The organism is Salmonella sp. K21076, from assembly GCF_039650795.1.
Lineage (GTDB): Bacteria > Pseudomonadota > Gammaproteobacteria > Enterobacterales > Enterobacteriaceae > Salmonella > Salmonella enterica.
The window spans coordinates 1-1262 of sequence record NZ_JBCLYA010000034.1; the positions used below are offsets into that span (position 1 = coordinate 1).

Here is a 1262-nt window from a genome sequence, read left to right on the forward strand (position 1 = left end):
GATGCCAGTGCAACCAGTCCGGCACCTGCAGAGGTGGTGCTGACTGTCCTGAGCCGCGAAGGCGATGGAACAGCAGAAAAAGACCTGCTGGACGTGGTGGAAAAAGCTCTGAACAGTGAGAACGTCCGCCCGGTGGCTGACCGTCTTACGGTTCGCAGCGCAGAAATCATCCCGTACCGGGTGGAAGCCACTATTTTTCTCTATCCGGGACCGGAAGCAGAGCCGGTAATGGCAGCGGCAAAAGCCAGCCTGCAGAAGTACATCGCCAGTCAGACGCGTCTTGGTCGGGATATTCGCCGTAGCGCCATCTTTGCCGCCCTGCATGTTGAGGGTGTGCAGCGTGTGGAGCTGGCTTCTCCTCTGGCGGATATGGTCCTGAACAAAACACAGGCGGCATCATGTACGCAGTGGAGCGTAACCAACGGAGGAACGGATGAATAGTCTGCTGCCACCGGGTTCAACACCACTGGAGCGCCGATTGGCGCAAACCTGCAGCGGGATTTCTGATCTGCAGGTGCCGCTTCGTGACTTGTGGAATCCGGCAACCTGTCCGGTCAGTTTCCTGCCTTATCTCGCCTGGGCGTTCTCTGTGGATCGCTGGGACGAGGGCTGGACAGAAAGCGTCAAGCGCCAGGTGGTGAAGGATGCTTTTTATATTCATCAGCATAAAGGGACCACCAGTGCCGTGCGGCGGGTGGTGGAGCCGTTCGGCTTTTTGATCCACATTATTGAGTGGTGGCAGACCGGAGAGGCACCGGGCACGTTTCGCCTGGATATCGGCGTGCAGGACCAGGGCATCACTGAAGATACCTATCTGGAACTTGAGCGACTGATAAGCGATGCCAAACCATGTAGCCGCCACATGATCGGCATGTCCATCAATCTGCAGACCAGCGGCCCGCATTGGGTGGGAGCCGCCAGCTATCTTGGCGAAGAAATCACGATCTATCCGTATATCAACGAAACGATTATTTCCGGTGGCACCGCGCATGAAGGCGGGGCGGTCCATGTTATTGACACAATGAGAGTGAATCCATGAGCACAAAATTTTATACCCTGCTGACGGATATTGGCGCGGCAAAACTTGCCAGCGCCGCCGCGCTCGGTGTGCCGCTAAAAATTACCCATATGGCGGTGGGCGATGGCGGCGGAGTATTGCCAACGCCGGACGCAAAGCAGACGGCACTGGTAAATGAGAAACGCCGGGCTGCGCTGAATATGCTTTATATCGACCCGCAGAACAGTAGCCAGATTATTGCTGA

The 1262-nt window shown here is 56.5% G+C and carries 3 protein-coding genes; all 3 read left to right on the plus strand.

What is annotated here, in order from left to right; all coding sequences use genetic code 11:
- Positions 1 to 441 (plus strand): baseplate J/gp47 family protein (locus AAYN39_RS10635; RefSeq protein ID WP_001184272.1); only part of this gene is annotated, 441 nt, incomplete at its 5' end.
- The gene (locus AAYN39_RS10640; protein ID WP_001086816.1) at positions 434 to 1039 is read left to right on the plus strand and encodes a phage tail protein I; all 606 of its coding nucleotides are present in this window, start codon (positions 434 to 436) and stop codon (positions 1037 to 1039) included. The genes AAYN39_RS10635 and AAYN39_RS10640, both read left to right, overlap by 8 nt.
- The coding region (locus AAYN39_RS10645) for a phage tail protein (protein WP_000104778.1) at positions 1036 to 1262 on the plus strand (227 nt) is incomplete at its 3' end. The genes AAYN39_RS10640 and AAYN39_RS10645, both read left to right, overlap by 4 nt.